General features: G+C 70.8%; 21 protein-coding genes. 10 read left to right on the top strand and 11 right to left on the bottom strand.

From position 1 onward, the window contains the following. Positions 1-116 precede the first annotated feature (116 nt). The 4 genes from ACWFR4_RS09565 to ACWFR4_RS09550 all read right to left on the bottom strand — a co-directional run bounded on the left by ACWFR4_RS09565 (position 117) and on the right by ACWFR4_RS09550 (position 5,341). Positions 117-2,282, bottom strand: coding sequence for a SpoIIE family protein phosphatase (locus tag ACWFR4_RS09565; protein WP_453468680.1), 2,166 nt, complete (start codon positions 2,280-2,282; stop codon positions 117-119). A 49-nt stretch (positions 2,283-2,331) separates the two neighbouring features. Continuing rightward, positions 2,332-3,072 carry a class I SAM-dependent DNA methyltransferase gene (locus ACWFR4_RS09560; protein WP_453651763.1) on the bottom strand — a complete coding sequence of 247 codons (741 nt, stop codon included), beginning with the start codon at positions 3,070-3,072 and terminating at the stop codon, positions 2,332-2,334. Positions 3,073-3,165: 93 nt separating this feature from the next. After that, positions 3,166-3,858, bottom strand: a complete 693-nt coding sequence (gene fomD, locus ACWFR4_RS09555) for a cytidylyl-2-hydroxypropylphosphonate hydrolase (protein ID WP_453651761.1) — start codon at positions 3,856-3,858, stop codon at positions 3,166-3,168. 73 nt (positions 3,859-3,931) lie between these two features. After that, entirely contained in the window at positions 3,932-5,341 is a 1,410-nt protein-coding gene (locus ACWFR4_RS09550; protein ID WP_453468681.1) for a class II fumarate hydratase, read from the bottom strand. A gap of 116 nt (positions 5,342-5,457) precedes the next feature. Here ACWFR4_RS09550 and ACWFR4_RS09545 point away from each other — a divergent pair, with 116 nt between their 5' ends. Continuing rightward, entirely contained in the window at positions 5,458-6,981 is a 1,524-nt protein-coding gene (locus tag ACWFR4_RS09545) for a ricin-type beta-trefoil lectin domain protein (RefSeq protein ID WP_453651759.1), read from the top strand. Between the two features lie 74 nt (positions 6,982-7,055). Here the strand turns inward: ACWFR4_RS09545 and ACWFR4_RS09540 are convergent, their stop codons facing one another. Continuing rightward, positions 7,056-8,735 carry a fumarate hydratase gene (locus tag ACWFR4_RS09540; RefSeq protein ID WP_453651757.1) on the bottom strand — a complete coding sequence of 560 codons (1,680 nt, stop codon included), beginning with the start codon at positions 8,733-8,735 and terminating at the stop codon, positions 7,056-7,058. A 154-nt stretch (positions 8,736-8,889) separates the two neighbouring features. On the opposite strand from ACWFR4_RS09540, the gene ACWFR4_RS09535 reads away from it, so the two are divergent. Continuing rightward, positions 8,890-9,558 carry a DUF1707 SHOCT-like domain-containing protein gene (locus ACWFR4_RS09535; RefSeq protein ID WP_453651755.1) on the top strand — a complete coding sequence of 223 codons (669 nt, stop codon included), beginning with the start codon at positions 8,890-8,892 and terminating at the stop codon, positions 9,556-9,558. Between the two features lie 152 nt (positions 9,559-9,710). Continuing rightward, positions 9,711-10,088 carry a WhiB family transcriptional regulator gene (locus tag ACWFR4_RS09530; protein ID WP_116510437.1) on the top strand — a complete coding sequence of 126 codons (378 nt, stop codon included), beginning with the start codon at positions 9,711-9,713 and terminating at the stop codon, positions 10,086-10,088. A 100-nt stretch (positions 10,089-10,188) separates the two neighbouring features. On the opposite strand, the gene glpX is transcribed toward ACWFR4_RS09530, so the two are convergent. Then, positions 10,189-11,223 carry a class II fructose-bisphosphatase gene (glpX, locus tag ACWFR4_RS09525; protein WP_375997715.1) on the bottom strand — a complete coding sequence of 345 codons (1,035 nt, stop codon included), beginning with the start codon at positions 11,221-11,223 and terminating at the stop codon, positions 10,189-10,191. 149 nt (positions 11,224-11,372) lie between these two features. Here glpX and ACWFR4_RS09520 point away from each other — a divergent pair, with 149 nt between their 5' ends. Then, positions 11,373-11,894, top strand: coding sequence for a DUF4245 domain-containing protein (locus ACWFR4_RS09520; protein WP_453468970.1), 522 nt, complete (start codon positions 11,373-11,375; stop codon positions 11,892-11,894). Between the two features lie 106 nt (positions 11,895-12,000). Here ACWFR4_RS09520 and ACWFR4_RS09515 read toward each other — a convergent pair whose 3' ends face one another. From ACWFR4_RS09515 to ACWFR4_RS09500, 4 genes are all read right to left on the bottom strand, one after another. Beyond that, entirely contained in the window at positions 12,001-12,591 is a 591-nt protein-coding gene (locus ACWFR4_RS09515; protein ID WP_116510431.1) for a malonic semialdehyde reductase, read from the bottom strand. 195 nt (positions 12,592-12,786) lie between these two features. Further along, positions 12,787-13,020, bottom strand: a complete 234-nt coding sequence (locus ACWFR4_RS09510; protein WP_453458963.1) for an exodeoxyribonuclease VII small subunit — start codon at positions 13,018-13,020, stop codon at positions 12,787-12,789. Beyond that, a complete protein-coding gene (gene xseA / locus ACWFR4_RS09505) occupies positions 13,017-14,264 on the bottom strand; it encodes an exodeoxyribonuclease VII large subunit (RefSeq protein WP_453651753.1) in 1,248 nt (415 codons plus the stop codon). The genes ACWFR4_RS09510 and xseA overlap by 4 nt, the downstream gene beginning before the upstream one ends. A gap of 100 nt (positions 14,265-14,364) precedes the next feature. Beyond that, positions 14,365-15,753: an APC family permease gene (locus ACWFR4_RS09500; RefSeq protein ID WP_453651751.1), complete on the bottom strand. Its 1,389-nt coding sequence runs from the start codon at positions 15,751-15,753 to the stop codon at positions 14,365-14,367. A 97-nt stretch (positions 15,754-15,850) separates the two neighbouring features. On the opposite strand from ACWFR4_RS09500, the gene ACWFR4_RS09495 reads away from it, so the two are divergent. Beyond that, entirely contained in the window at positions 15,851-16,849 is a 999-nt protein-coding gene (locus ACWFR4_RS09495; protein ID WP_453458970.1) for a 4-hydroxy-3-methylbut-2-enyl diphosphate reductase, read from the top strand. A gap of 29 nt (positions 16,850-16,878) precedes the next feature. Then, positions 16,879-17,628, top strand: coding sequence for a polyphosphate--glucose phosphotransferase (gene ppgK, locus ACWFR4_RS09490; RefSeq protein WP_453458972.1), 750 nt, complete (start codon positions 16,879-16,881; stop codon positions 17,626-17,628). A gap of 46 nt (positions 17,629-17,674) precedes the next feature. On the opposite strand, the gene ACWFR4_RS09485 is transcribed toward ppgK, so the two are convergent. Beyond that, entirely contained in the window at positions 17,675-18,346 is a 672-nt protein-coding gene (locus tag ACWFR4_RS09485) for a DUF6542 domain-containing protein (protein ID WP_453651749.1), read from the bottom strand. Between the two features lie 149 nt (positions 18,347-18,495). Between ACWFR4_RS09485 and ychF the strand changes: the two genes are divergently transcribed. The 4 genes from ychF to ACWFR4_RS09465 all read left to right on the top strand — a co-directional run bounded on the left by ychF (position 18,496) and on the right by ACWFR4_RS09465 (position 25,646). Further along, a complete protein-coding gene (gene ychF, locus ACWFR4_RS09480) occupies positions 18,496-19,584 on the top strand; it encodes a redox-regulated ATPase YchF (protein WP_383002514.1) in 1,089 nt (362 codons plus the stop codon). A gap of 291 nt (positions 19,585-19,875) precedes the next feature. Next, a complete protein-coding gene (locus tag ACWFR4_RS09475) occupies positions 19,876-20,322 on the top strand; it encodes a hypothetical protein (RefSeq protein ID WP_453458979.1) in 447 nt (148 codons plus the stop codon). Further along, positions 20,319-20,978 (top strand): hypothetical protein, encoded by a 660-nt coding sequence (locus ACWFR4_RS09470; RefSeq protein WP_453459046.1) that lies wholly within the window; start codon positions 20,319-20,321, stop codon positions 20,976-20,978. Before ACWFR4_RS09475 ends, ACWFR4_RS09470 begins: the two co-directional genes overlap by 4 nt. A 3-nt stretch (positions 20,979-20,981) precedes the next feature. After that, positions 20,982-25,646 carry a putative T7SS-secreted protein gene (locus ACWFR4_RS09465; RefSeq protein ID WP_453651747.1) on the top strand — a complete coding sequence of 1,555 codons (4,665 nt, stop codon included), beginning with the start codon at positions 20,982-20,984 and terminating at the stop codon, positions 25,644-25,646. The last annotated feature ends 2 nt before the right edge of the window (positions 25,647-25,648 follow it).

Here is a 25,648-nt window from a genome sequence, read left to right as displayed (position 1 = left end):
CGCCGACGCGGGGCCACGCGCCCACCAACCCCCCCGCGGCCCTCACGGCTTCACTTGCCCCCCCGGGGGGGGCCCCTCCACCGCGGGGGCCGGCCCCCACTCGTATACGCGCAGGTTCAGGCAGGCGATCCCGTGCCGTTGCCATGAGACAGCTCGAACCACACGACCTTGCCGGTGCTCAGCCGCGTCGCACCCCAGCGCCGCGCCAGCCTGTTGACGAGGTACAGGCCGCGCCCGCCCTCGTCGGTGGCGCGGGCCTGGCGCAGCCGCGGCAGCTGCGGCACGTCGTCGCCGACCTCGCAGCGCAGCACGTCGGTCCGCAGCAGGCGCAGCGTGACGGGCCGGGACGCGTACCGCACGGCGTTCGTCACGACCTCGCTGACAAGGAGCTCCACCGAGTCCGTCAGCTCCTCCAGGCCCCACCGGGCGAGCGCGCTGCGCGCCAGACGGCGGGCCCGGCCCGGCGCCGCGTCCTCGGGCTCAAGGAGCCAGTACGCGACGTCGCTCGGCGCGATCCCGTCGAACCGGGCCGCGAGCAGCGCGATGTCGTCGTCCCGGTCGCCCGGGCCGAGCATGTCGAGGACCTCGTCGCACAGTGCCTCGAGCGGCGGCGGATGGTCGGGGCCCGTCAGCTGGGCCGTCGCGGCGAGCCGCTCCCGCAGCTGCTCTATCCCGGTCCACACGTCCCGCAGCCGCGACTCGACCAGACCGTCCGTGTAGAGGAGGAGTGTCGCGCCCGCCGGGGCGTCCAGCTCGACCGCCTCGAAGTCGACGCCGCCGACACCGATCGGGGCGCCCGGCGGGACCCGCAGCACCTCGGCGCGGCCGCCCAGATGCAGCAGGACCGGCGGCGGGTGGCCCGCGTTGGCGATGGTGATGCGGTGCGAGACCGGGTCGTAGACCGCGTACAGGCAGGTCGCCATGCGGTCGCTGCCGAGGCGCTGGGCCTGCTCGTCCAGATGGTGCAGGACCTCCTGCGGCGGCAGGTCGAGACCGGCGAGGGTCTGCGCGGTCGTACGGAGCTGGCCCATGATCGCGGCGGACGTCATGGAGTGGCCCATGACGTCGCCCACGACCAGGGCGACGCGGCTGCCGGGCAGCGGGATCGCGTCGTACCAGTCGCCGCCCACGCGCGCGGTCTCCGCGGCCGGCAGATACCGGGACGCGAGGCGCACGCCCGTCGGCCGCGGCAGCGTCTCGGGCAGCATCGTGCGCTGGAGCTCGTCGGCGATGTACGCCTCGCGGCCGTACAGGACGGCCTTGTCGATGCCGAGCGCGCTGTGCGTGGCGAGCTGTCCCGCGACCAGCAGGTCGTCGTTCTCGAACGCGTGGCGCTCGGGGCGGCGCAGGAAGACGGCCGCACCGATGACGCGGCGGCGCCCGCGCAGCGGCGCGAGGATCGCCCGCTGCCCGGTGGGCAGGGCGAGGTCCGGGTCGTCGCCGAGCAGCTCCGGCAGCGCGGCCAGGGCGGCGGGCGAGTCCGCGAACACGGGCCGTACCCCCCTCAGTACCTCGGCCAGCGCGCCGCCGGTCCGCACCTCGCACAGCTCGGCGGTGACGGGGTCGCCCTGGGCGGCGCCGGCCGCCATCGTCAGGAGTCCGCCGCCGTCGGTGTCCGGGTCCTCGGCGCCCTCCTCGATGAGGCGCAGCCGGTCCGTCCTGCGCAGCCGCAGCACGACGGGCCCGGTGGGCCGCTCGTCGCCGACCGGCAGCGGGTCCCGCAGATACACCAGGATCACGTCGGAGAACGTGGGCACGGACGCGCGGCACAGGCCCATGACGATCTCGTCGAGATCGATCCCGCGGGCGATCCGCCGGGTCGCGGCGCCCACGAAGCGCAGCCGGTCCCCGTCCCGCCGCATCGGGACGGGTGTCCCCGGCGGCCGCGCCTGTCCGCTCCGCCGGTCGGGCACGGGCCTGGTCCGGTGCGGATCGTCCGGTCCGGCGTCCGACAGGGCGTGCTCGGGCGCGCTCCCACCGGCCCCGGAAGCGGGACCGGGCTTGCGCCGCCCGGGCACCCCACCGCCACCGCTCTCACGGCGCGGGGGCTCGGGTACGGGTGCCGCGCCGGAGTGCTCGGGCGCGGCACCGCGCGGTGCGGAGGCGCCCGATGCGGGCCCCCGGCGCGCGGGGTCGGCGTCGTCGGCGGACGCGGTCGCTCCGGGGCGCCCCTGTGCGGGGAACGCGTCGGAGGCGCGCCTCAGAGCCCCGCGGGGGTCCGCGGGGGCGGCGGGGCGGGCGGCCGGCCGGCGGCCCTCGTGGGAGGTGGGGTGCTCCGTCACGCGTTTCGAATCCGTCCGTCCTGGGCTGCGCGCCTAACGACGTGCCGCTTCACTTTCCGGCGCGCCGGCAGTTGAAGAACAGCTGGTGTTCGGGTGGTACATCGGTGCTTGCCGGAGCGTACGCGTACGTGTGCTCGCCGGTGATCTCCAGTCCCGCGTCGCGTACGACCTGGCGCAGCTCGTCCCGCAGAAAACCCGATACCCGGATTGTGTGCCCCAGGAACGGAATCTCGGCGTCGTCCAGATCGGCCTCGACCATCGACAGGGCGAGCAGCCCGCCGGGCCGGAGCATCGAGCGCAGCCGTCGCAGCGCCGCGGGGATCTCCGCGCGCGGCAGCATCAGCAGCGTGAAGAAGCAGGTGACGGCGTCGAACTCGCCCAACTCGCCCTGTTCCTGGCCTGTTTCGGGTCTCAGCGACGCGAGGTCCAGCTGGTGGAACTCGGCCTCGGGGACGTTCTTGCGGGCGAGCTCCAGCATGCCGGCCGACAGGTCCACGCCGACCACCGAGTGTCCCGCGTCCGCCAGTTGACGGCTCGTCGGAACTCCCGTGCCGCAGCCCACCTCGAGTATGCGCGAGCCGGGTGCGAGGCCCGCGAGCAGCGCGTCCACCGCGGCCAACTGGCCTTCCTTGTGCGGGAAGGCGTCGTCGTAGCGGGCGCCGATCGCGTCGAAGGCCTCGGCCTGGCCCGTACGGTCCGGCACCGGGGTCCGGCGGCCACTCCCGTACGTCTCGTAACCCTCGCTGCCGTGACTCACGGTCCCGCCGCCCCTCGATGACCTCGTTGACATCGTGTCAGACCTGCTGCAAGCACGAAGAGTTGTACGTGTGCGCACTTGCGGAGGACGATCCTACGTTTGAACCACGGGGGCGCATCAAGGGTCTCATGAGGACACATGCGCGGGCGTACGGTCCCAGTCACCCGGAAGGGCGGGAACCGGCCACGACGGATCGGGCCGCCAGTGCTGCCAGCCGTCGGGGAACGGGTGCCCCCAGCCCTCGATCACCTCGACCGCGGCGCGCCCCGCTCTCCGTACGGATTCCGCCTGCGCCGCGCTCATCAGGCCCGCGATCTGCGCCTGTGCGAACTCGTCCTCGTCGTGCCAGCGCCAGGTGCGGTCCGCGTAGACCGACAGGTCGAGGAAGTGGTCCTCGGAGTCCACGCCGCCGGCCCAGCGCATCTGCGGCTGCTCCAGGTTCACGTACCAGTTCCTGAATTGCCATCCCGGCTCCCAGAACAGCCACACCGACCAGGGCTCGCCGGGTCGCGCCAGCTTCAGGACGCCGGTGCCGAACCACCGGTCGCGCAGCACGGTGCGCGGCTTCGTGTACCGGGTGGCCAGCGGCTCCTCGTGCACCGGCGTGCCGTCGGCCAGGACCGGTTTCACGCACTCGGTGCCGGGTGCCAGCCACACGGCGAGCAGCTCGGCGCTGTCCTCGACGACCGTGACGGGGCGGCAGATGTGGAAGCCCTCCCCGCCGTTCGTCCGGTAGCGCCACAGAATCCGGCTGCCGGGCGCCCAGCGCCCAACGCTGCCGTCGGTCTCACCCGCCAGAATGCTCGTCCGGTCCGTCATGGACAGATATTAGGTGCCCCCGGCACGTGACGCTGCGGTGCGCGTCATGAATTCGGTCAGTCGCCGAACGCTGTTACGGGCGCGTCATCCGCAGGACATCCAGCGCCTCGTCGAGCTGCTCGACCGTGAGATCGCCGCGCTCCACGTAGCCGCCCTCCAGGACGACCTCGCGGATCGTCCTGCGTTCGGCCAGCGACTTCTTGGCCACCTTCGCGGCCTCCTCGTAGCCGATGTACTTGTTCAGCGGGGTTACCACGGACGGTGACGACTCGGCGTACTCGCGGGCGCGCTCGCGGTTCGCGGTGATGCCGTCGACGGTCCGGTCGGCGAGCAGGCGCGCGACGTTGGCGAGAAGCCTGATCGACTCCAGGACGTTCCTGGCGATGACCGGCAGCATGACGTTGAGCTCGAAGTTCCCCGCGGCGCCCGCGGCGGCGACCGTCGCGTCGTTCCCCGTGACCTGGGCGGCGACCATGAGCACCGCCTCGGGAATGACCGGATTCACCTTGCCCGGCATGATCGACGAGCCCGGCTGGAGGTCCGGCAGGCTGATCTCGGCCAGTCCGGTGCGGGGGCCCGACGCCATCCAGCGCAGATCGTTGGCGATCTTCGTCAGACCGACGGCGATGGTCCGTAGCTGCCCGCTGGTCTCCACGATGCCGTCGCGCGCGCCCTGCGCCTCGAAGTGGTTGCGCGCCTCGGTCAGCGGCAGGCCCGTGGTCCGCGCCACCTCCGCGATGACGGCGGCCGAGAACCCGGGCGGCGTGTTGATCCCCGTGCCCACCGCCGTTCCCCCGAGCGGCAGTTCGGCCAGGCGCGGCAGCGAGGCCCGAAGGCGTTCGATGCCGTACGCGACCTGCGCCGCGTACCCGCCGAACTCCTGCCCCAGCGTCACCGGCGTCGCATCCATCAGATGCGTACGCCCCGACTTCACGACGTCGGCGAACTCCTCCGCCTTGCGCTCCAGGGCCGCCCGCAGATGGCCGAGCGCCGGGATCAGGTCGTGGGTGACGGCGGCGGTGGCCGCGATGTGGATCGACGAGGGGAAGACGTCGTTCGACGACTGGGACGCGTTCACATGGTCGTTCGGGTGGACGTCGCGGCCGAGGCGCTCCGTCGCGAGGGTCGCGAGCACCTCGTTGGTGTTCATGTTGGACGACGTGCCCGAGCCGGTCTGGAAGACGTCCACGGGGAACTGGTCGTCCCAGCGCCCGTCGGCGACCTCGCCGGCCGACTCCGCGATGGCCTGCGCGATGTCCTTGTCCACGACCCCGAGCTCGGCGTTCACATGGGCCGCGGCCGCCTTGATGCGGGCGAGCGCCTCGATGTGGGCGCGCTCCAGGCGCTGGCCCGAGATGGGGAAGTTCTCCACGGCCCGCTGCGTCTGGGCCCGCCATTTGGCGTCCGCGGGGACCCGTACCTCGCCCATGGAGTCGTGCTCGATCCGGTACCGGCCGCTGTCGTCGCCGCCGCCGTCATTCATCGCCGTCGTCATCGTCATCCCTCCGTAAAACATGAGCACTTGTCTTGTTCTGGCTATTCCCAAGTCTCTTACCCGCCAGTAAATACCTCGGGTAACACCCAAACCGGGGAGGCGTCATGAACGTCCTGCACCGCACCAGACCCAGCATCAGATGCGCCGTCGCCGTTGTCGCGGCGACGGCCGCCGCACTCGTCGGCCTGACCGCGCCGGCCGCGTCCGCGGCACCCGCCGCCGCGGGCACCACCCCGCTCCCGCCCGACCTCGAGAAGATCCGCGCCGCCGAGGCCACCAAGCTCTACGGGGACCCGGCCGAGAGGCCCCTCGCCGACCGCAGGACCGCCCTCATCTCGCTCGGGGACAGCGAGATCTCGGGGGAGGGCGTCGGCACCTACGAGGCCGGTACGAACGGTCCGGACAACTGGTGTCACCGCTCGCCCGACTCCGCCATCCACCGCACGGGGATCCCGGCCGACGTGACGTACAACGTCTCCTGCTCGGGCGCGTACACCGGCAACATCCGCATCGGCGGCAGCAAGCAGTACGCCGACGAGCTGGTGCAGAGCGACGCTCTCGCCGTCAAGGCGCGCAACACGAAGATCAAGATGATCGTGCTCGTCGCGGGCGCCAACGACGACCTCCAGTTCGGTCCCGTCATGACCGACTGCGTGACCCGCTACCTCACCCTCCAGGGCACGTGCGAGCCCAAGTACGCGCCGGGCTGGCAGGCCAGGGTCGACGGGCTCGTGCCCAAGGTCGAGTCGACCGTCGCCGACCTGAAGACCGTGATGCGCGGCGCGGGCTACGCCGACAGCGACTACAAGCTCGTCCTCATGGGTTACCCCAGCCCTATCGGCCCCGACATCCACGACAACCCCAACTTCCCCGGCAAGCTGCCCGGCGGCTGCCTCGGCTACGACTCCGACGCCGCCTGGGGCCGCAACGCCGCCGTCCCCGCCTTCGAGCGCGGCATGCGCAAGGCCGCCCAGGAGTCCGGCGCCTTCTACCTCGACAACTCCCGCCTCTTCCAGGGCCACGAGGTCTGCATGGAGGACACCTGGGCCCGCGGCCTCTACGTGGACGTCTCCAACCCGTTCCCGCCCGACTCCAACTCCGTGCGCCAGTCCTTCCACCCGAACGCGCGCGGCCACGGCGCCTTCGCCTCCTGCCTCACCCAGCTCTACAACTCCGGCTACCGGGAAGCAGGTTGCGCCGATTCGGCCAGCACCGGCACCCCCAAGCTCTACAAGGGCGGCTGGGACGACGCGTACCGGCCACTGAAGAACGCGGGCACCGGCACGTGCGCCGACGCCAAGGGAGGAAGCAGCGCGAACAACACCGCCGTCATCGGCTGGGACTGTTCCGGGACCCGTAACCAGGGGTGGTGGTACGACACCGCCGGCCGGTCCCTGCACTCCGAACTCACCCAGGACCGCTGCGTGGACGTCCCCGGCAGCGCCTACAAGGCGGGCACGGCCCTCGTCCTGTGGAACTGCCACGGCGGCACCAATCAGCAGTTCGTCCGCCAGGGCGACACCCTGCGCCCGGCCGCCTCGACGGGCCTGTGCCTGACCCTCGCCTCGGCGAAGGAAGACGTACGGCTCCAGAACTGCGACGGCTCGGCGGGCCAGCGGTTCGCATGACCTTCTCGCAGACAGCACAAAGGCCGCCCGTCGCCGTGACGGCGACGGGCGGCCCCACTGGCGTGCGTCAGGTGTTACGCGAGGCCGGGGCCGCGCACCGGGATGCTGGTGAACGTGGGCGCCGGGGCCGGGTCCTTGAAGAAGTCGTTGCCCTTGTCGTCCACGACGACGAACGCCGGGAAGTCCTCGACCTCGATCTTCCAGACCGCCTCCATGCCGAGCTCCTCGTACTCGACGACCTCGACCTTCTTGATGCAGTCCTGCGCGAGACGGGCGGCCGGGCCGCCGATCGAGCCGAGGTAGAAGCCGCCGTGCGCGTTGCACGCGTCGGTGACCTGCTGCGAGCGGTTGCCCTTGGCCAGCATGACCTTCGAGCCGCCCGCCGCCTGGAACTGCTCGACGTAGGAGTCCATGCGGCCGGCCGTGGTCGGACCGAAGGAACCGGACGCGTAACCCTCCGGGGTCTTCGCCGGGCCCGCGTAGTACACCGGGTGGTCCTTCAGGTACTGCGGCATCTCCTCGCCCGCGTCCAGGCGCTCCTTGATCTTGGCGTGCGCGATGTCGCGGGCCACGACCAGGGGGCCGGTCAGGGAGAGACGGGTCTTGACCGGGTACTTCGTCAGCGCGGCGAGGATGTCGTCCATCGGCTGGTTCAGGTCGATCTTCACGACGTCGCCGGCCTCGTCGCTCTCGCTGAGGGTCTCCTCCGTCGTGTCCGGCAGGAAGCGCGCCGGGTCCGTCTCCAGCTGCTCCAGGAAGACGCCCTCGGCGGTGATCTTCGCGACGGCCTGGCGGTCGGCCGAGCAGGACACGGCGATCGCGACCGGGCAGGAGGCGCCGTGCCGCGGCAGACGCACCACGCGTACGTCGTGGCAGAAGTACTTGCCGCCGAACTGTGCGCCGATGCCGATCTTCTGCGTCAGCTCGAAGACCTTCTCCTCCAGCTCCTTGTCACGGAAGCCGTGGCCGAGCTCGGAACCATCGGCGGGGATCTCGTCCAGGTAGTGCGCGGAGGCGTACTTCGCGGTCTTCAGCGCGTACTCGGCGGACGTGCCGCCGACGACGATCGCCAGGTGGTACGGCGGGCAGGCCGCCGTGCCGAGCGAACGGATCTTCTCCTCCAGGAACTTCATCATCGAGCCCTCGTTGAGGACCGCCTTCGTCTCCTGGTAGAGGAAGGACTTGTTGGCCGAGCCGCCGCCCTTGGCCATGATCAGGAACTTGTAGGCGCCGCCGTCGGTCGCGTACAGCTCGATCTGCGCCGGCAGGTTCGAGCCGGTGTTCTTCTCGTCCCACATGTTCAGCGGGGCCATCTGCGAGTAGCGCAGGTTCAGGTTCTTGTACGCGTCGTAGATGCCGCGCGAGAGGGCCGCCTCGTCGCCGCCCTCGGTGAGCACGTTCTGGCCGCGCTTGCCCATGACGATCGCGGTGCCGGTGTCCTGGCACATGGGGAGCACGCCGGCCGCCGCGATGTTCGCGTTCTTCAGCAGGTCGAGCGCGACGAACTTGTCGTTGCCCGACGCCTCCGGGTCGTCGATGATGCGGCGCAGCTGGGCGAGGTGGGCCGGGCGCAGGTAGTGCTGGATGTCGTGGATCGCCTCTTCGGCGAGCTTGCGCAGCGCCTCCGGCTCGACCTTCAGGAACGTACGGCCGTCCGGCCCCTCGGCGGTCGAGACACCCTCCGTGGTCACCAGGCGATAGGGGGTGGTGTCCTCGCCCTGGGGGAGCAGATCGGTGTACGCGAACTCAGGCATCTCGCCCATTCCTCTTTCGGCCGTTAGCAGCTGGCATCCATTGGCAGCGCCAACCAGCGTAGGACCTGACGGCACGGGCGAACCTGTGAGGTAAGGCTCAGTTCCCGCCGACGCCCCCTAGTCGCGATCTATCGCGTTTGGGTACGCTGGCCCGGTGGACCTTGAGAAGCGCCCCGAGCAGCCCGCGCCGCAGACCGATCTGCGTGCCTCCGACGCCGACCGCGACCACACCGCGGACATCCTGCGCGAGGCCCTCGCGGAGGGCCGGCTCACCGCGGAGGAGCACGCCGAGCGGATCGACGGGGTGTACCGCGCCAAGACCCAAGCCGAGCTGGAGCCGCTCGTCAGGGACCTGCCCGGTGCCCACGCCCAGCGCCGGCCCGCGGCCTCCTCGCCGGCCCCGAACCGCCCCACCACGGGCGCGGTCCCCGCGGTCGCCGACGAGAACCTGGTCGCCGTCTTCAGCACCTCGACCCGCAAGGGCCGCTGGCGCGTGGGCCGCAGGACCCACGCGTACGCCGTCTTCGGCAACATCGAGATCGACCTCAGCGAGGCGATCTTCGAGTACCAGCAGGTCGTGATCAAGGCGGTCTCCGTCTTCGGGAACGTGGAGGTCCGCGTCCCGGAGAACATCTCGCTGCGCGGCAGCGGCGGCGGTGTCCTCGGCAACTTCGAGGTGGACACCCTCGACTCGGCCGAACCGGACGCACCCGTGGTCTACGTCGACGGCATCGCGGTCCTCGGCAACATCGAGGCCAAGCCCAAGCGCGGCAAACGCCTGCGCGATCTGCACGACCGCATGCGCAAACACCTCGACGGCTGACCTGCCTCCGGGGCGGCGGACGCACGGCTCAGGCGCGGCGGAGCGGGGCCGGGGAACTCCCGTCCTTCGGAACTCAGTGCATAGGCGCGCACACAGCGGGTAGAGGTTGCTGCATCGTCGCTCGCTAGCGAAGCCGTCGTCAGGAGTAGACCGTGCTGCATCCGCCGCATCAGTCCCTGCAGGTCGCCGCCGTCCCCCCGCAGCGGGGGCCAGTGCGAGATCGGGACCAGGACGCCCCGTGGCACACGGAGGCCGTGTGCAGGCGCGACGAAGCCGGCCTTTTCTTCGCCCCTTCCAAGGAGCCGACCGCGGCCCGCCTGTCCCGCGAGGAGGCGGCCAAGCGCGTCTGCGCCCGCTGCCCCGTGATGGTCGAATGCCGCGAGCACGCGCTCCTTCAGCCCGAGCCCTACGGGGTGTGGGGCGGCCTCACCGCCGCCGAGCGCCGCGTGGTCCTCGCCCGCAGGCGCCGGCGCGAGGTCGAGCTCCAGAAGGCGACGAGCTCGGTCGACCAGATCCGCGCGGCCGGCTGACGACCCTCCCGATACGCGAATGGGGCGCCCCTCCGCACAAAGGGGCGCCCCGAACGCGTAAGGGGAAAGAACCTGCCTGGCGCGACCTGCCGGTCGCGACCTACTTGGCGCGGTCGAAGTCGATCGCGCTGTACGCGCGCAGCTTCGACAGCCGGTGCTGCGAGTCGATCTGACGGATCGTGCCCGACTTGGAGCGCATCACCAGCGAGGACGTCGTGGCGCTCTCGGCGCGGTAGCGGACGCCGCGCAGCAGCTCGCCGTCCGTGATGCCGGTGGCGACGAAGAACACGTTCTCGCCGGAGACCAGGTCGTTCGTCGACAGGACCCGGTCCAGGTCGTGGCCCGCGTCGATCGCCCGCCGGCGCTCCTCGTCGTCCTTGGGCCACAGCTTGCCCTGGATGACACCGCCCAGGCACTTGATGGCGCACGCCGAGATGATGCCCTCGGGGGTGCCGCCGATGCCCAGGAGCAGGTCGACGCCGCTGTCCTCGCGCACCGCGAGTACGGAGCCCGCGACATCGCCGTCGGAGATCAGCTTGATCCGGGCGCCGGCCTCGCGGACCTCCTTGATGATGCCCTCGTGGCGCGGCCGGTCCAGGATGACGACCGTGACGTCCTCGGGAGCGGCCCGCTTGGCCTTGGCGATACGGCGGATGTTCACCGCGACCGGGGCGTTGATGTCCACGTAGTCGGCGGCCTCGGGGCCCGCGACCAGCTTGTCCATGTAGAAGACGGCGGACGGGTCGAACATGGTGCCGCGGTCGGCGGCGGCCAGGACCGCGATGGCGTTCGGCATGCCCTTGGCGCAGAGCGTCGTGCCGTCGATCGGGTCCACGGCGATGTCGACCTCGGCGCTCGTGCCGTCGCCCACGCGCTCCCCGTTGTAGAGCATCGGGGCTTCGTCCTTCTCGCCCTCACCGATGACGACGACGCCGTTCATCGAGACGGTGGAGACGAGGGTGCGCATGGCGCGCACGGCGGCGCCGTCCGCCCCGTTCTTGTCGCCGCGGCCGACCCAGCGGCCGGCGGCCATGGCCGCGGCCTCGGTGACCCGGACGAGCTCCAGGGCGAGGTTCCGGTCGGGAGCCTCCGCGGGGACTTCGAGTTCGGACGGCAACTGGTGATGCTCGGTCATCGAGACGCACCTTTCTGATACGACGACGGCCGGATGAGGGTGATGGCCCCGACTCTATCGTCAGGCCGACAAAATGAGCAGAGGGCCCCACGTATGAGCAGACCGGGCCCACGTGCGGTGATCGCTCACGTACCTGCGACGATGGGGGCGTGGCAGGTACCAAAGGCAAGAAGACCGTGGGCAGTCTGGTCCTCTCGATGGGCGCGACCGTCATCGCGGCGGCAGGCATCTACGTGTTCGTCCCGCACGACAACTCCGGCACCCCGCCGGTGAAGCGCGTGGACTACCGCGTGGAGCTGCTGACGGCGCGACGCGCCGCTCCGTACCCGGTGGCGGCGCCCGAGGGACTCGGGAAGTCCTGGAAGGCGACGTCGGTGCGGTTCCAGGGCTCGAACTTCGACGCCTGGCACCTCGGCTTCCACGACGCCGACGGGCAGTACGTGGGCATCGAGCAGTCCACCGAGAAGGCGTCGGCCTTCATCGACCGGACGAGCCAGGGCGCCACCGAGACCAGCGCGACGCAGCGCATCGGCGGCGAGACCTGGCGGCGCTACAAGGGTGACCAGTACGACGCCCTGGTGCTCGAGGCCGACAAGTCGACAACCGTGGTGACCGGCACGGCGTCGTTCGCGCAGCTGACGAAGATGGCCGGGGCGCTGCGGACGAAGTAGGTACTTCCGGGATTTCCGCGCGGGGGGTCTCAGGGATTTCGACGCATGGGAAAGGCCCCCCGGCTGTTGCCGGGGGGCCTTTTTCCCGTGAAGTGTGCGGGAGTACTCAGATCGTGGTGATGACCTGGTCGTGCTCCAGGCGCGGGGAGCGCGGGAACCAGGCGTCCTCGCCCGGCTTGCCGATGTTGATGACCATCAGCGGGGTGTGGTCGTCGTCCAGGAACTCCTTCTGGACACCGGCGAAGTCGAGGCCGGTCATCGGGCCCGCGGACAGGCCGGCGGCGCGGACGCCGATGATGAAGTACGCGGCCTGGAGGGTGGCGTTCAGGGCGGCGGCGCCCTCACGGGCGGGGCGCTCCGCGAAGAAGACGTCCTTGGCCTGCGGGAAGTGCGGGAACAGCGCCGGGAGCTCCTCGTGGAACTCGTTGTCCGCGGAGAGGATCGCGACCAGCGGGGCGGACGCCGTCTTCGGACGGTTGCCCTCGGCCATGTGCTGCACGAGGCGCTCGCGGGCCTCCGGGGAGCGGACCAGCGTGATGCGCAGCGGCGACTGGTTGAACGCCGTCGGGCCGAACTTGACCAGGTCGTAGATCGCCTGGACCTGCTCGTCGGTCACCGGCTCGTCGGTGAAGGTGTTCGCGGTGCGGGCCTCGCGGAACAGCAGGTCCTGGGCGGCGGGGTCAAGAACGAGAGACATGGATCAACCTTCTCGATACGTACGTGCTGGGGGTGCGGCCGGTCCGTCGCGACGCTGCGAACGGATCAGCCGATGCACACGACAGTACGTCAGCACCGTTTAACATTCAACCAAAACTGGAACCTCGTGACCCGCTTCACAAACCCCTGACGCCGCGTCTCGTCCCGCTCACCGTCCGCAGGTCCCCGCCGCTCATTACTCCTCGTCCGCGCCCCCGTCGGGACCGGACTCCGCCAGCGCCGCGTCCAGGCGCGCCCGCGCCCCGTCCAGCCAGCGCCGGCACACCTTCGCCAGCTCCTCGCCCCGCTCCCACAGCGCGAGCGACTCCTCGAGCGACGTGCCGCCCGCCTCGAGCCGCCGGACGACCTCGATCAGCTCGTCCCGCGCCTGCTCGTAGCCGAGCCCGGCCTCGTCGGTCTTCGTGGTCATGCGTTCTCCTGGTTCCCGGTCTCGACCCGTACGTTCGCGTTCTCGACCCGTACGGTGAATTCGCCCTCGGCGACCCGCGCCCGCAGCACCTCGTCCGCCGCCACGTCGTCCGCGGCGCGCACGACGTCCCCGTCGGTCTTCTGCAGCACCGCGTAACCCCGCTTGAGGGTTGCGGCGGGGGACAGGGCCACCACGCGCGCGTGCGTGTGCGACAGCTCCGACTCGGCGCGGTCGAGGAGGTGCCCGAGCGTGCGCCGGCCGCGCTCGGCCAGCGACGTCACCTGCTCCTCGCGCACCTCGATCATGCGGTGCGGGTCCTCCATGACGGGCCGGGCGAGGGCATGTCTGAGCCCGCGCTCCTCGCGGTCCACGAACGACTCGACGCTGCGCCGCGCCCGGTCCCGCAGCCCCTGCACCCGCTCGTACTCCTCGCCGACGTCCGGCACGACCTTCTTCGCCGCGTCGGTCGGAGTGGAGGCGCGCAGGTCCGCCACGTGGTCGAGGAGCGGGTTGTCCGGCTCGTGGCCGATCGCCGAGACGACCGGCGTACGGCAGGCGGCGACCGCCCGGACCAGCTGCTCGTCCGAGAACGGCAGGAGGTCCTCGACGCTGCCGCCGCCGCGCGCCACGATGATCACGTCGACGTCGTCGAGCGCGTCCAGCTCCTTGACCGCCTGCACGACCTGCGGCACGGCGTGCACGCCCTGGACCGGCACATTGCGCACCTCGAAGCGGACGGCGGGCCAGCGGTGCCGCGCGTTCTCCAGGACGTCCCGCTCGGCGGCCGACGCGCGCCCGCACACGAGCCCGATGAGCTGCGGCAGGAACGGCAGCGCCTTCTTGCGCTCGGGCGCGAAGAGCCCCTCACCGGTCAGGGTCTTCTTCAACTGCTCCAGCCTGGCGAGCAGTTCACCGACGCCCACCGGTCTGATCTCGGAGGCCCGCAGCGACAGCTGGCCGCGCGGCGCGTACCACTCCGGCTTCGCCTGGACGACGACGCGCGCGCCCTCGCTCACGACGTCCGCGACCGCGTCGAACACCTGCCGGTAGCAGGTGACGCCGACCGAGATGTCGTGCGACGGGTCGCGCAGCGTCAGGAACACGACGCCGGCGCCGGGGCGCCGGGACAGCTGGGTGATCTGCCCCTCGACCCACACGGCACCGAGCCGGTCGATCCACCGCCCGATGAGCCGCGACACCTCCCCGACGGGCAGCGGGGCGTCCGCGGACGTATTCACAGCCATGCCGGTGAGCGTAGCCGTACCCACCGACAACGCTCCGTGACGCGAAGGGTGTACCTGCACGGGGCCGGCGCCTATGGGTGCGTCGCAGCCGGACGCCCCGTCAGACCACCCGCCCGCCCCGCCGCCCCCTCTGTGCCATCAGCACCACGAGTCCCACCGCCAGCCAGATCGCGCCCACCACCTGGGCCGTGCCCGACGCCTCCACGATCACGGCGACCGTGATGGCCGCGCCGAGCACCGGCACGAGCAGATGCCGCCACCAGCTGAAGGTCCCCCCGCCGCGCCGCACCACGAACCAGCCCACCACGCTCGCGTGCAGCAGCACGAACGCCGTGAGAGCGCCGATGTCCACCACGGAGACCAGATGGTCCAGGCCGTCGTCCCTGCGGGCCGCCCAGACCGCCGCGACCAGCGTCACCACCGCCGCGCACAGCAGCGCGACCCGCGGGACCCCGGAGTCCGTCCGCGCCAGCGCCTTCGGCAGCCGCCTGTCGCGGGCCATCGCGAACAGCAGCCGCCCGGCCGCCGCCTGCCCGGCCAGCGCCGCGAACGCCGCGCCGATCGCCTTGCTGACCGCCACCAGGTCGTGCAGCCACCCGCCGACCGACACGTCGATCGCGTCGTAGAAGGCGGACCCCTGTTTGGCCGGGTCCGCGGCGAGCTCCGCCGACGACACCGGTTCGAGGAGCGCCACGAGATAGGTCTGCGCGATGAACAGCACACCCGCGAGCGCCAGACAGAACAGCACCGCCCGTGCCACCTTCGCCGAGCCGCCCGTGACCTCCTCCGCGAACGACACGATCGCGTCGAAGCCCAGATACGAGAGCACGGCGACGGACACCGCGCCGACGACCGCCGACAGTGCGAACGCGCCCTGCGACCCGTCCCCGGTCAGCGGGGACAGCCAGCCGCGCTCCGCCCCGTCGCGTACGAGTACGACGATCGCCGACCCGAGGAACACGAGCAGCACGACGATCTCCATCGCAAGGACCGCGAAGCCGACCCGGGCCGCCGCCCGCACGCCCCACAGGTTCAGGAGCGTCGTGATGATCACGGCCAGAGCTGTCCACACCCAGCGCGACACCGACGGCACCAGGGCGTTCATCGCGATCCCGGAGAAGAGATAGGCGACCGCCGGGATGAGGAGGTAGTCGAGCATCGCCATCCACCCGGCGATGAACCCCGGCGCCTCACCGAGCCCCACGCGCGCGTAGGTGAAGACAGAGCCGGCCTGCGGGGCGACCCGCACCATCTGCGCGTAGCTGAACGCGGTGAACGCCATCGCGACCGTCGCGACGACGTACACCAGTGCGACGGCGCCGTGCGACCTGGCGTCGAGCGTGCCGAAGATGCCGACCGGGGCCATCGGGGCGATGAACAGGAGCCCGTAGACGACGAGGTCCCGGAAGCCGAGGCTGCGCCGCAGCGTTTCTTCCCCGGCGGGCCGTGGCCCGTCTTCCCCGGCTGGTGGAGCGGTGTGGGCGGACATCGGGCCTCCCTCTGCCGCGCACGCTGTGCGCACGGGCCTTCAGTCTCGCCAAACGGTGGATCTTTGACCTGTTGGACACGGCCTTACGATGGTGGGCATGACTGCTACGACTGGCCCCCGCCGCGTCCTGCTCGCCGCCCCCCGGGGCTACTGCGCCGGTGTGGACCGTGCCGTGATCGCCGTCGAGAAGGCCCTCGAGCAGTACGGGGCCCCGATCTATGTCCGCCACGAGATCGTCCACAACAAGTACGTCGTGCAGACCCTGGAGAAGAAGGGCGCGATCTTCGTCGAGCAGACGCAGGAGGTCCCCGAGGGCTCCATCGTGATGTTCTCGGCGCACGGCGTCGCGCCCGTCGTCCACGACGAGGCCGCGGCCGGCAAGCTCGCCACCATCGACGCGACCTGCCCGCTCGTCACCAAGGTCCACAAGGAAGCCGTCCGCTTCGCCAAGGAGGACTACGACATCCTCCTGATCGGCCACGAGGGCCACGAAGAGGTCATCGGCACCTCGGGCGAGGCCCCCGACCACATCACGCTGGTCGACGGCCCCGAGGACGTGGCGAACGTGGAGGTGCGGGACGAGTCGAAGGTCGTCTGGCTCTCCCAGACCACGCTCTCCGTGGACGAGACCATGGAGACGGTCGACGCCCTCAAGAACAAGTTCCCGAACCTGCTCTCGCCGCCCAGCGACGACATCTGCTACGCCACGCAGAACCGCCAGATCGCGGTGAAGAAGCTGGCCGAGGACGCCGAGCTCGTCATCGTCGTCGGCTCCAAGAACTCCTCCAACTCGATCCGCATGGTCGAGGTCGCCCTGGACGCCGGCGCGCCCGCCGCCCACCTGGTGGACTTCGCCGCCGAGATCGACGAGGCCTGGCTCGAGGGCGTCACCACGGTCGGCCTCACCTCCGGCGCCTCGGTCCCCGACGTGCTGGTGGACGGCGTACTGGAGTGGCTGGCCGAGCGCGGTTACGGCGACGTGGAGACCGTGAAGACCGCCGACGAGTCGATCACCTTCTCCCTGCCGAAGGAACTCCGGCGTGACCTGCGCGCGGAGGCTGCGGCGCTCGTGGGGGACGACTCCTCCGAGAAGTGACGTTGAGCCACTCGTCGTAACGTGGTGCCATGCAGATCTTCGGCGTGGACATCGGCGGATCAGGGATCAAGGGCGCACCCGTTGACCTGGACCGTGGAGACCTGGCACAGGAGCGGTTCAAGGTCCTGACCCCGCACCCGGCCACGCCCGACGGCGTGGCCGACGGGGTGAAGCAGGTCGTGGAGCACTTCGGAACGCGGCCCGACCGGCTCGGCATCACCTTCCCCGGCGTCGTCACGGGCGGCGCCATGATCCGTACGGCCGCCAATGTCGACAAGTCGTGGATCGACGTCGACGCCCGCGCCCTCCTCGGCGAGCGGCTGGACGGGTTCCCCGTGACGGTCCTCAACGACGCGGACGCGGCCGGCGTCGCCGAGATGCACTTCGGCGCGGGCCGCGGCCGCAAGGGCGTGGTGCTGCTCCTCACCCTCGGCACCGGCATCGGCAGCGCCCTGTTCATCGACGGACAGCTCGTCCCGAACACCGAGCTCGGCCATCTGGAGCTGCACGGCCACGACGCCGAGAAGCACGCCTCGACGAAGGCGAAGGAAGACCACGACCTGAGCTGGGAACACTGGGCGCACCGGGTCCAGAAGTACCTGGCGCACGTCGAGATGCTGTTCTCCCCCGAACTGTTCATCATCGGCGGCGGCGTCAGCCGCAAGGCCGACAGGTTCCTGCCCTTGATCAAGGGCGTCAAGGCGGAAATCGTCCCGGCGCAGCTGCAGAACAATGCGGGGATCGTGGGGGCCGCGATGGCGGCGGCGCAGCAGAAGTAGCGGGCCACCGGGCGCCGGGACGGACCGTGCGGCGCCGGAGGACGCGCTAGGCCGTACGCCGCCGGGGGCGCGGGGCCGACATCACCTGTCGTCCTGCAGTGCCCGGGGAGCCGGCGCGGGCCTGGGCGAGGGCTCGTCGGCGCGCCGCGCGCCGGGCCATGTGGCGGATGCCGCGCACGGTCACGACGAGTCCGGCGACGAGCGTGCCGCCGTAGAGCCAGCCGGCGTGCATCGCGAGGGCCGTCACCAGCCCCATCACCTGCCCGCCGAGCCCGCCCGAGCCGTTGGCCACCGGCAGGATCCCGACGGCGAAGCCGATCGGCACGGCGACGGGCGCGCTCACCAGGTCGGCGCGCCGCACCCACATCGCCGTGAGCGCGCTGACCAGCAGGAACAGCACCCCGTACACGGTGACCGAGCCGTCGAACAGCAGCGCGTCCAGGCAGGCGAGCGCGAACATCGTGGCCGTGCAGAACAGCCCGCTGCCGAGGCCGGTGAGGCGCGGATCGGGGAAGCGGCGCAGCGCGAGGACGACCGGGGGCGCTGGGCGCGGTGCCTTGCCGCCGCCCTTGCCCGACGCCCGGTACACCGTGGTGGAACCGGGCCCGGAGGGTCCGTCGCGTCCGTCGCTGCCGCCCTGCGCCTGCGGGGGGAGCGGGGGCGTGCGGCGGGTCCGGTTCTGCTGGGCGCGCGGCGGAGTGCGACTGGGTTGTTCCACCGCACCAACTTAGGTCGGGTTATGTGTGGAATCCGCTCCGGGACACGCGGTTTCGCCGACCTTGGCCAAGCGTTCGATACGGCGCCGGGGGGTGGCGCGGCACGCCGTAGACTGGGGCTCCTCCATCCTCACGTACGGGAAGTCGCAACGTGTCGCTCACGATCGGAATCGTCGGTCTGCCGAATGTCGGCAAGTCGACCCTGTTCAACGCCCTGACCAAGAACGACGTGCTGGCGGCCAACTACCCGTTCGCCACCATCGAGCCGAACGTGGGCGTGGTCGGCGTCCCCGACCCCCGTCTCGCCAAGCTCGCCGAGGTCTTCAGCTCCCAGAAGATCCTCCCGGCGACGGTCGACTTCGTCGACATCGCGGGCATCGTGCGCGGCGCCTCCGAGGGTGAGGGCCTGGGCAACAAGTTCCTCGCGAACATCCGCGAGTCGGACGCGATCTGCCAGGTCATCCGCGCTTTCAAGGACGAGAACGTCGTGCACGTCGACGGCAAGGTCTCGCCCAAGGACGACATCGAGACGATCAACACGGAGCTGATCCTCGCGGACCTCCAGTCCGTCGAGAAGCAGGTCCCGCGCCTCCAGAAGGAGTCCCGTCTCCAGAAGGAGAAGGTCGCGGTGCTCGCCGCGGTCGAGGAGGCGCAGAAGATCCTCGAGTCCGGCACGACGCTCTTCGCCGCGGGCATCACCGCCGGCACGGAGAAGGGCCGCCTGCTCCACGAGCTGCACCTCCTCACCACCAAGCCCTTCCTCTACGTGTTCAACGTGGACGAGGACGAGCTGGTCGACGAGGACTTCAAGAACGAGCAGCGCGCCCTGGTCGCCCCCGCAGAGGCGATCTTCCTGAACGCCAAGATCGAGTCGGAGCTGATCGAGCTCGACGACGACGAGGCGCTCGAACTCCTCCAGTCGATGGGCCAGGAGGAGCCCGGCCTGGCCACGCTCGGCCGCGTCGGCTTCGACACCCTCGGCCTCCAGACGTACCTGACGGCAGGCCCGAAGGAAACGCGCGCCTGGACCATCAAGAAGGGCGCCACGGCCCCCGAGGCGGCCGGCGTCATCCACACCGACTTCCAGAAGGGCTTCATCAAGGCGGAGGTCATCTCCTTCGGCGACCTGATGGAGACGGGCTCGGTCGCGGAGGCCCGCGCCAAGGGCAAGGCCCGCATGGAGGGCAAGGACTATGTGATGCAGGACGGGGACGTGGTGGAGTTCCGCTTCAACGTCTGAGCGGGTGAGGTAACACCACGTTGATGACCTGGCAGACATGCAGGTCAAATGGGGTCGGCTCTTGCGGGAGTCGGCCCCTTGCCGTTTCCGTGCTGGGATGGTGCTGGGTGTTCTGATGGACCGTCATCCATTGGGCTTCGACCTGTGGCCCGGGAGCTTCCGGTGCCGGAAGCTTCGTATTTCTTCCCCTGGTCGGGAACGGCATGGGGCAGTGGCCGGGAACCGTCGGATGTGGGTGGGACGTGTTTCCTGGGAAGGCTTGTGGTTGCCGATGCCGGGGGAGGCAATGAAGTGGGTGACGGGACTGCGCTCGCCGAGCAGATCGCTGAGCGGCGTGCCGGGGCGGGTGATCCACGGGCGCTCCTCGGGGAGCTGAGGAGGGCCAGGTTGCTCGTGCCGCTGGACCGGGGCGGGCTGTGGACGGGGCATCTCGGCGGTGTGCGCTGGGTATTCGCGTTCACCGGGGAGGAGGCCCTGGCCCGCTTCGCGCAATCGCGGGCGCGGGAGTCCGGGAGCTCCCAGGACTGCGCGCGGCCCTGGGAGTTCGCCGAACTGCTCGGCGCCCGGCTGCTCGACGAGATCGTCCCGGCGATGGGTGAACCCGCGGGCCTCGCCGTCGACGTGGCGGACCCAGACGGGTCCATGCTCTTCCCGCCCGCCATGGGCATTGTTCCGGACGAAGTCGCCGTCGACACACCGGACAAGCTCGCCGGCGGGACCGCAGGGGGTGCCCTCTGATGGGCGACGGGGCGAAGGATCTCGGTGTCGACCACTTCACCGTCCAGCGGCTCACCCAGGGCATAGGTGACGCGATCGGTGAGTTGAAGGAGATCGGCACGAGCACGGGAGGGGTGCTCGGCAAGGGCTTCTCCGAAATGGCGATGACCGGTATGGAAGCCGGGCACCACGGCCTGTCCGTGGACTTCGAGGACTTCTGCGAGCGGTGGGAGTGGGGCGTGCGGGCGCTGGTCCAGGACGCAAGCGCCATCGCGGCGAAGCTCGGCCTGGCCGCGGGCGTGCTGTGGGAGGAGGACCGGTACGTCGAGAGCGCGTTGAAGTACGGCGTCAACTCGATCGCCGGCGGCAGCCCGTACGCCTCCGAGGAGGACATCGCCAAGCAGGACTGGGGAGACGTGTTCACACCGGACGCGCTGAACCCGGACTGGAGCGCCGAGTCGTGGGACCGCGCCGGTGACGAGATGGGCCAGACCTGGAAGGACACCGGGCGCGCGCTGGTCACCGAGGGGCAGGGCGGCGAACAGTCGCGCAGGCTCAACGAGCTCTTCGGCATCGACCAGGAACAGTTCGACAAGGCCGTCGACGACACCTTCGGGCCGTCGCCCGAGGAGCGGGCCCAGCAAGAGCAACAGCAGAACGACGCCGGGGGGAACTGACGTATGGGTATCGGGGACATCGTCAGTGACCTCACGCCGGATGTCGTCGAGGACGCGGTCGAGGACGGCGTCGAGTGGGCCGGTGACCGGGTCGAGGACGCCGGCAAGTGGACCGCGGACCGGCTCGATGACGTCGGCTGGGAGTCCGGTGCGGACTGGGTGCGCGAGAAGTCGCGTTCGCTGGCGAACCGGATGGGTGCCGAGGTCGACGAGATGGACCTCGGGCAGACCGAGGACAAGACCAAGCTCATCTACGGCTCGCCGGGCAAGCTGCGCTCCAACGCCTCCCACCTGCGTGACTTCACGGATTCGTTCAACGACGTCGGGCTCGGTCTCGAAGGGCTCGAGTCGGACTCGCTGCAGGGTGAGGCCGCGGACGCGTTCCGTAAGACGGTGAAACTGGAGCCGCGTAGGTGGTTCAAGGGCGCCGACGCGTTCGAGGGGGCGACGAAGGCGCTGGAGTCGTTCGCGGACACGGTGACCTGGGCGCAGGGTCAGGCGCAGGCCGCGATCGACAAGTGGAAGGAAGGCACGAAGGCCTCGGCGGACGCCGTGGACGCGCACAAGAAGAAGGTCGACGGCTACAACGACGCGGTCGACAAGTACAACGCGATGCCCGCCGACAAGCGTGATCCCGCCACCCTGCCGCCGAAGCCGGGCGAGTTCTCCGACCCCGGCAAGGGGAAGATGCAGGAGGCGCAGGAGATCCTCGCCGAGGCGCGCAAGCAGCGGAACTCCGCCGCCGAGACCGCCCGCAAAGCCGTCCAGAAGGCCCGGGACGCGGCCCCGCCCAAGCCTTCCTACAGCGAACAGCTGCAGGACGGGCTCGACGAGTACGAACTGATGAAGACCCACTTCACCATGGGCGTGGTCAAGGGCACCGCGGGCCTCGTGAACTTCGTCCGGGGCCTCAACCCGATGGACCCGTACAACATCACGCATCCCGCCGATTACGTGATGAACCTCAACAGCACCGTCGCCGGACTCGTCCAGGTCGCCAACGACCCCTGGGGCACCGGCAAGCAGATGCTGGACAACTTCATGAAGGATCCGGCGGAAGGGCTCGGCACAATGGTGCCGGACGCGATCCTCACCGCCGCGACGGGTGGCGCCGGAGCCGCCGCGAAGAGCGCGAGGCTCACGGACGAGCTCGCGGACGCCGCCAAGGCGCGCCGCGCCAAGAGGCTCAGGGAGACCGTCCGCAGGCCCGACGGCAAGCGGTGCGGCCGTGAGCCCGTCGACTTCGCGACCGGCCGCATGTTCCTGCCGCAGGAGGACGTGCTACTGCCGGGCAGCCTGCCGCTGCTGTTCCGCAGGGACTTCGAGTCCTCGTACCGGGCTGGCCGCTGGTTCGGCGAGAGCTGGTCGTCGACGATCGACCAGCGCCTGACCGTCGACCCGATCGGTGTCGTCCTCCACGGTGAGGACAACCTGCTCGTCCCGTATCCGCACCCCGCCCCCGGCACCCCGGTGCTCCCCGAGGCGGGACCGCGCTGGCCGCTGGAGCGGCATGCCGACGGAAGCTACACGCTCACCGACCCGGACACGGGCACCGTCCGGCACTTCCTCGCCCCGCCCGGAACCGAGCCGGGTGACAACGGCACAGCGCCGCTCGCCGAGATCGCCGACCGGCACGGGCGCACGATCATCGCCGAGTACGACGAGGAGGGCGCCCCGCTCGCCCTCACCCACTCGGGGGGCTACCGCCTCACGTTCACCACGGAGAACCGCCGGATCACCTCGCTGAGCCTCGGCGGCACCGAGATCGCCAGGTACGGATACAGCGAGGAGGGCCATCTCACCGAGGTCACCAAGTCCTCCGGCGTCCCCACCCGGTTCGCCTACGACACCGAAGGCCGCATCGCCGCCTGGACCGACACGAACGGCTCCAGTTACAGCTTCGTGTACGACGACAACGACCGGTGCGTGTCCCAGACCGGTGCCGAGGGGCACCTGGCCTCGGAGTTCCACTACAGCGACCCGCACCTCGGCACGGGCCTGACCACCACCACGGTCACCGACTCCCTCGGCCACACCTGGCGCTACACGGTCAACAGCCACCTACAGGTCGTCGCCGAGACCTGGCCCACGGGCGCGACGATCCGGTACGCCTACGACCGTGACGACCGGCTGCTGTCCCGTACCGACCCCCTCGGCGCGCGCACCGAGTTCCGCTGGGACGACGAGGGCCGTCTCGTCTCGACGACCCGTCCCGACGGCAGCGTGCAGACGGCGGCCTACGACGGTGACGGCCGCCCGGTCGAACTGGTCGAGCCGGGCGGGCTGCGCTGGAAGCAGGAGTTCGACGAACGCGGCAACCGGGCCGCGGTCACCAACCCCGCCGGGCGCACCACCCGCTACACCCACGAGGCGCTCGGCCACGTCACCTCGGTTACCGATCCGCTCGGTGCCACGACCCTGCTGCGCCACAACGCCGCAGGCCTTCTCCTGGAGCAGACCGCCCCGGACGGCGGCCGCACGTCGTACGTGCGGGACGCCTTCGGCCGGATCACAGAGCGCACCGGACCCAGCGGCGCCGCCGCCCTCTTCGAGTGGACCCCCGAGGGCCGGCTCGCGCGGTTGACGGGCCCGGACGGCGCCGTGGAGTCGTGGACGTACGACGGCGAGGGCAACTGCGTCCGCCACACCGACCCCGAGGGCGGCACCACGGCCTTCGAGTACACCCACTTCGACCTGCTCACGGCCCGCACCGACCCCGACGGCACCCGCCACGAGTTCACGCACGACACCGAGCTGCGCCTCACCGAGGTCCGCAACCCCCTGGGCCTGCGGTGGAGTTACACCTACGACCCGGTCGGCAGCCTCGTCGCCGAGACCGACTTCGACGGCCGGACGCTCGCCTACGACGTCGATCCGCTCGGCCGGGTGCTGACCCGAACCACCCCGCTCGGCGCGGCCGTCCGCTACGAGCGGGACCTGCTCGGCCGGGTCGTCCGCAAGGACGCCGGCGGCGCCGTGACGACGTACGAGTACGACCCCGCGGGCCGGCTCCTTCGGGCCATCGGGCCCGACGCGGAGCTGACGTACGCGTACGACCGCCGGGGCCACGTCAAGTCCGAGCTGACCGACGGGCGTGCGCTGTCGTTCTCGTACGACGTGGCCGGGCGCCGCAACCGGCGCGTCACCCCGGGCGGCCATGTCACCTCGTACACGCACGACAGCGCGGGCCGTGCCGCCGCGCTGACCGTCGCGGGCCACGACATCGTGTTCACGCGTGATGCCGCGGGGCGCGAGCTGACCCGCAGCGTCGGACAGACGCTGACGCTGACGTCGGACTGGGACGACGCCGGCCGGCTCACCGCTCAGGAGATCGCCCGCGGCGGCCACCGGCTGAACCTGCGGACGTACGCGTACCGCGAGGACGGCCATCTCGTCGCGGCCGACGACGCCCTGCGCGGCCCGCGCCGCTTCGGCCTGGACGCGACGGGCCGGGTCACCGCCGTCACGGCCGACGGGTGGAGCGAGTCCTACGCGTACGACAGCGGCGGCAACAACATCTCCGCCGCCTGGCCGGACCGCCACGCCAGTGGCGGCGCGCGCGGCGAGCGCTCCTACACCGGCACCCGGATCACGCAGGCCGGGGCCAACCGCTACGTGTACGACGAGGCGGGCCGGCTGATCCGGCGCTCGAAGACCCGGCTGTCGAAGAAGCGTGACGTGTGGACGTACGCGTACGACGCCGAGGACCGGCTCACCGACGTCACGACCCCGGACGGCACTGCGTGGCGCTACCGGTACGACCCGCTCGGCCGGCGCATCGCCAAGGAGCGGATGGCGGCCGACGGCGAAGCGGTGGCCGAGCGCACGCGCTTCGTCTGGGACGGTCCCGTGCTCGCCGAGCAGACCACGGAGTTCCCCGGCGAGCTGCCTCACCACACCACGCTGAGCTGGGACCACGAGGGCCTGACCCCGGTCGCCCAGACCGAACGGCTCACCGACGTGGCCACGCAGCGGGAGATCGACGCGCGGTTCTTCGCGATCGCCACCGACCTCATCGGCACCCCGACCGAGCTCATCGACGAGGACGGGCGCATCGCCTGGCAGAGCCGCACCACGCTGTGGGGCATCACGACGTGGAACGCCGACGCGTCCGCGTACACGCCGCTGCGGTTCCCCGGCCAGTACTTCGACCCGGAGACCGGCCTCCACTACAACCACCACCGCTACTACGACCCGCAGACCGCCCGGTACACCACGCCCGACCCGCTGGGCCTCGCGCCCGCGCCCAACCCGACGGCGTACGTGCACAACCCGCACCGGTTCAGCGATCCGCTGGGCCTCGCGCCGTACGAGGACAACGGAGGGCTCGGCGAACTCCACGAGGTCAACAAGCCCGACCCCGACGCGGACAAGCTGGCCGAGAAGCTCGGCGGAGAGCCCCGCAGGAGGTTCGCGAACGACCCGGACGGACGTGAGTTCGACGCGATCAGCGACAAGTACGTGGCCCAGGCGAAGCCCGCGGACTTCACCCTGAACAAGAAGTTCCGCAAGCAGGCGCAAGCCACGTTCGAGGCGGCGATCCAGAGTGGCCGCACGCCGTACTTCCAGTTCGACGGACCGCCCGGACCAGGGGTGATCGATAAGCTCCAGGAATACGGACGCCGGTACGGCGTCGAGCCGGTGATCGACACGAATCCGCTGGAGTAGAG

Source organism: Streptomyces sp. NPDC055140, assembly GCF_053607285.1.
Note: the sequence above shows the minus strand (reverse complement) of the source record. Positions and strands in the feature narration are given on the sequence as shown.

Coding starts and splice junctions, on each gene's coding strand:
- ACWFR4_RS09560 (WP_453651763.1), bottom strand. CDS start 3,072: ATGTCAACGAGGTCATCGAGGGGCGGCGGGACCGTGAGTCACGGCAGC.
- fomD (WP_453651761.1), bottom strand. CDS start 3,858: ATGACGGACCGGACGAGCATTCTGGCGGGTGAGACCGACGGCAGCGTT.
- ACWFR4_RS09550 (WP_453468681.1), bottom strand. CDS start 5,341: ATGAATGACGGCGGCGGCGACGACAGCGGCCGGTACCGGATCGAGCAC.
- ACWFR4_RS09545 (WP_453651759.1), top strand. CDS start 5,458: ATGAACGTCCTGCACCGCACCAGACCCAGCATCAGATGCGCCGTCGCC.
- ACWFR4_RS09540 (WP_453651757.1), bottom strand. CDS start 8,735: ATGCCTGAGTTCGCGTACACCGATCTGCTCCCCCAGGGCGAGGACACC.
- glpX (WP_375997715.1), bottom strand. CDS start 11,223: ATGACCGAGCATCACCAGTTGCCGTCCGAACTCGAAGTCCCCGCGGAG.
- ACWFR4_RS09515 (WP_116510431.1), bottom strand. CDS start 12,591: ATGTCTCTCGTTCTTGACCCCGCCGCCCAGGACCTGCTGTTCCGCGAG.
- ACWFR4_RS09510 (WP_453458963.1), bottom strand. CDS start 13,020: ATGACCACGAAGACCGACGAGGCCGGGCTCGGCTACGAGCAGGCGCGG.
- xseA (WP_453651753.1), bottom strand. CDS start 14,264: ATGGCTGTGAATACGTCCGCGGACGCCCCGCTGCCCGTCGGGGAGGTG.
- ACWFR4_RS09500 (WP_453651751.1), bottom strand. CDS start 15,753: ATGTCCGCCCACACCGCTCCACCAGCCGGGGAAGACGGGCCACGGCCC.
- ACWFR4_RS09495 (WP_453458970.1), top strand. CDS start 15,851: ATGACTGCTACGACTGGCCCCCGCCGCGTCCTGCTCGCCGCCCCCCGG.
- ppgK (WP_453458972.1), top strand. CDS start 16,879: ATGCAGATCTTCGGCGTGGACATCGGCGGATCAGGGATCAAGGGCGCA.
- ACWFR4_RS09465 (WP_453651747.1), top strand. CDS start 20,982: ATGGGTATCGGGGACATCGTCAGTGACCTCACGCCGGATGTCGTCGAG.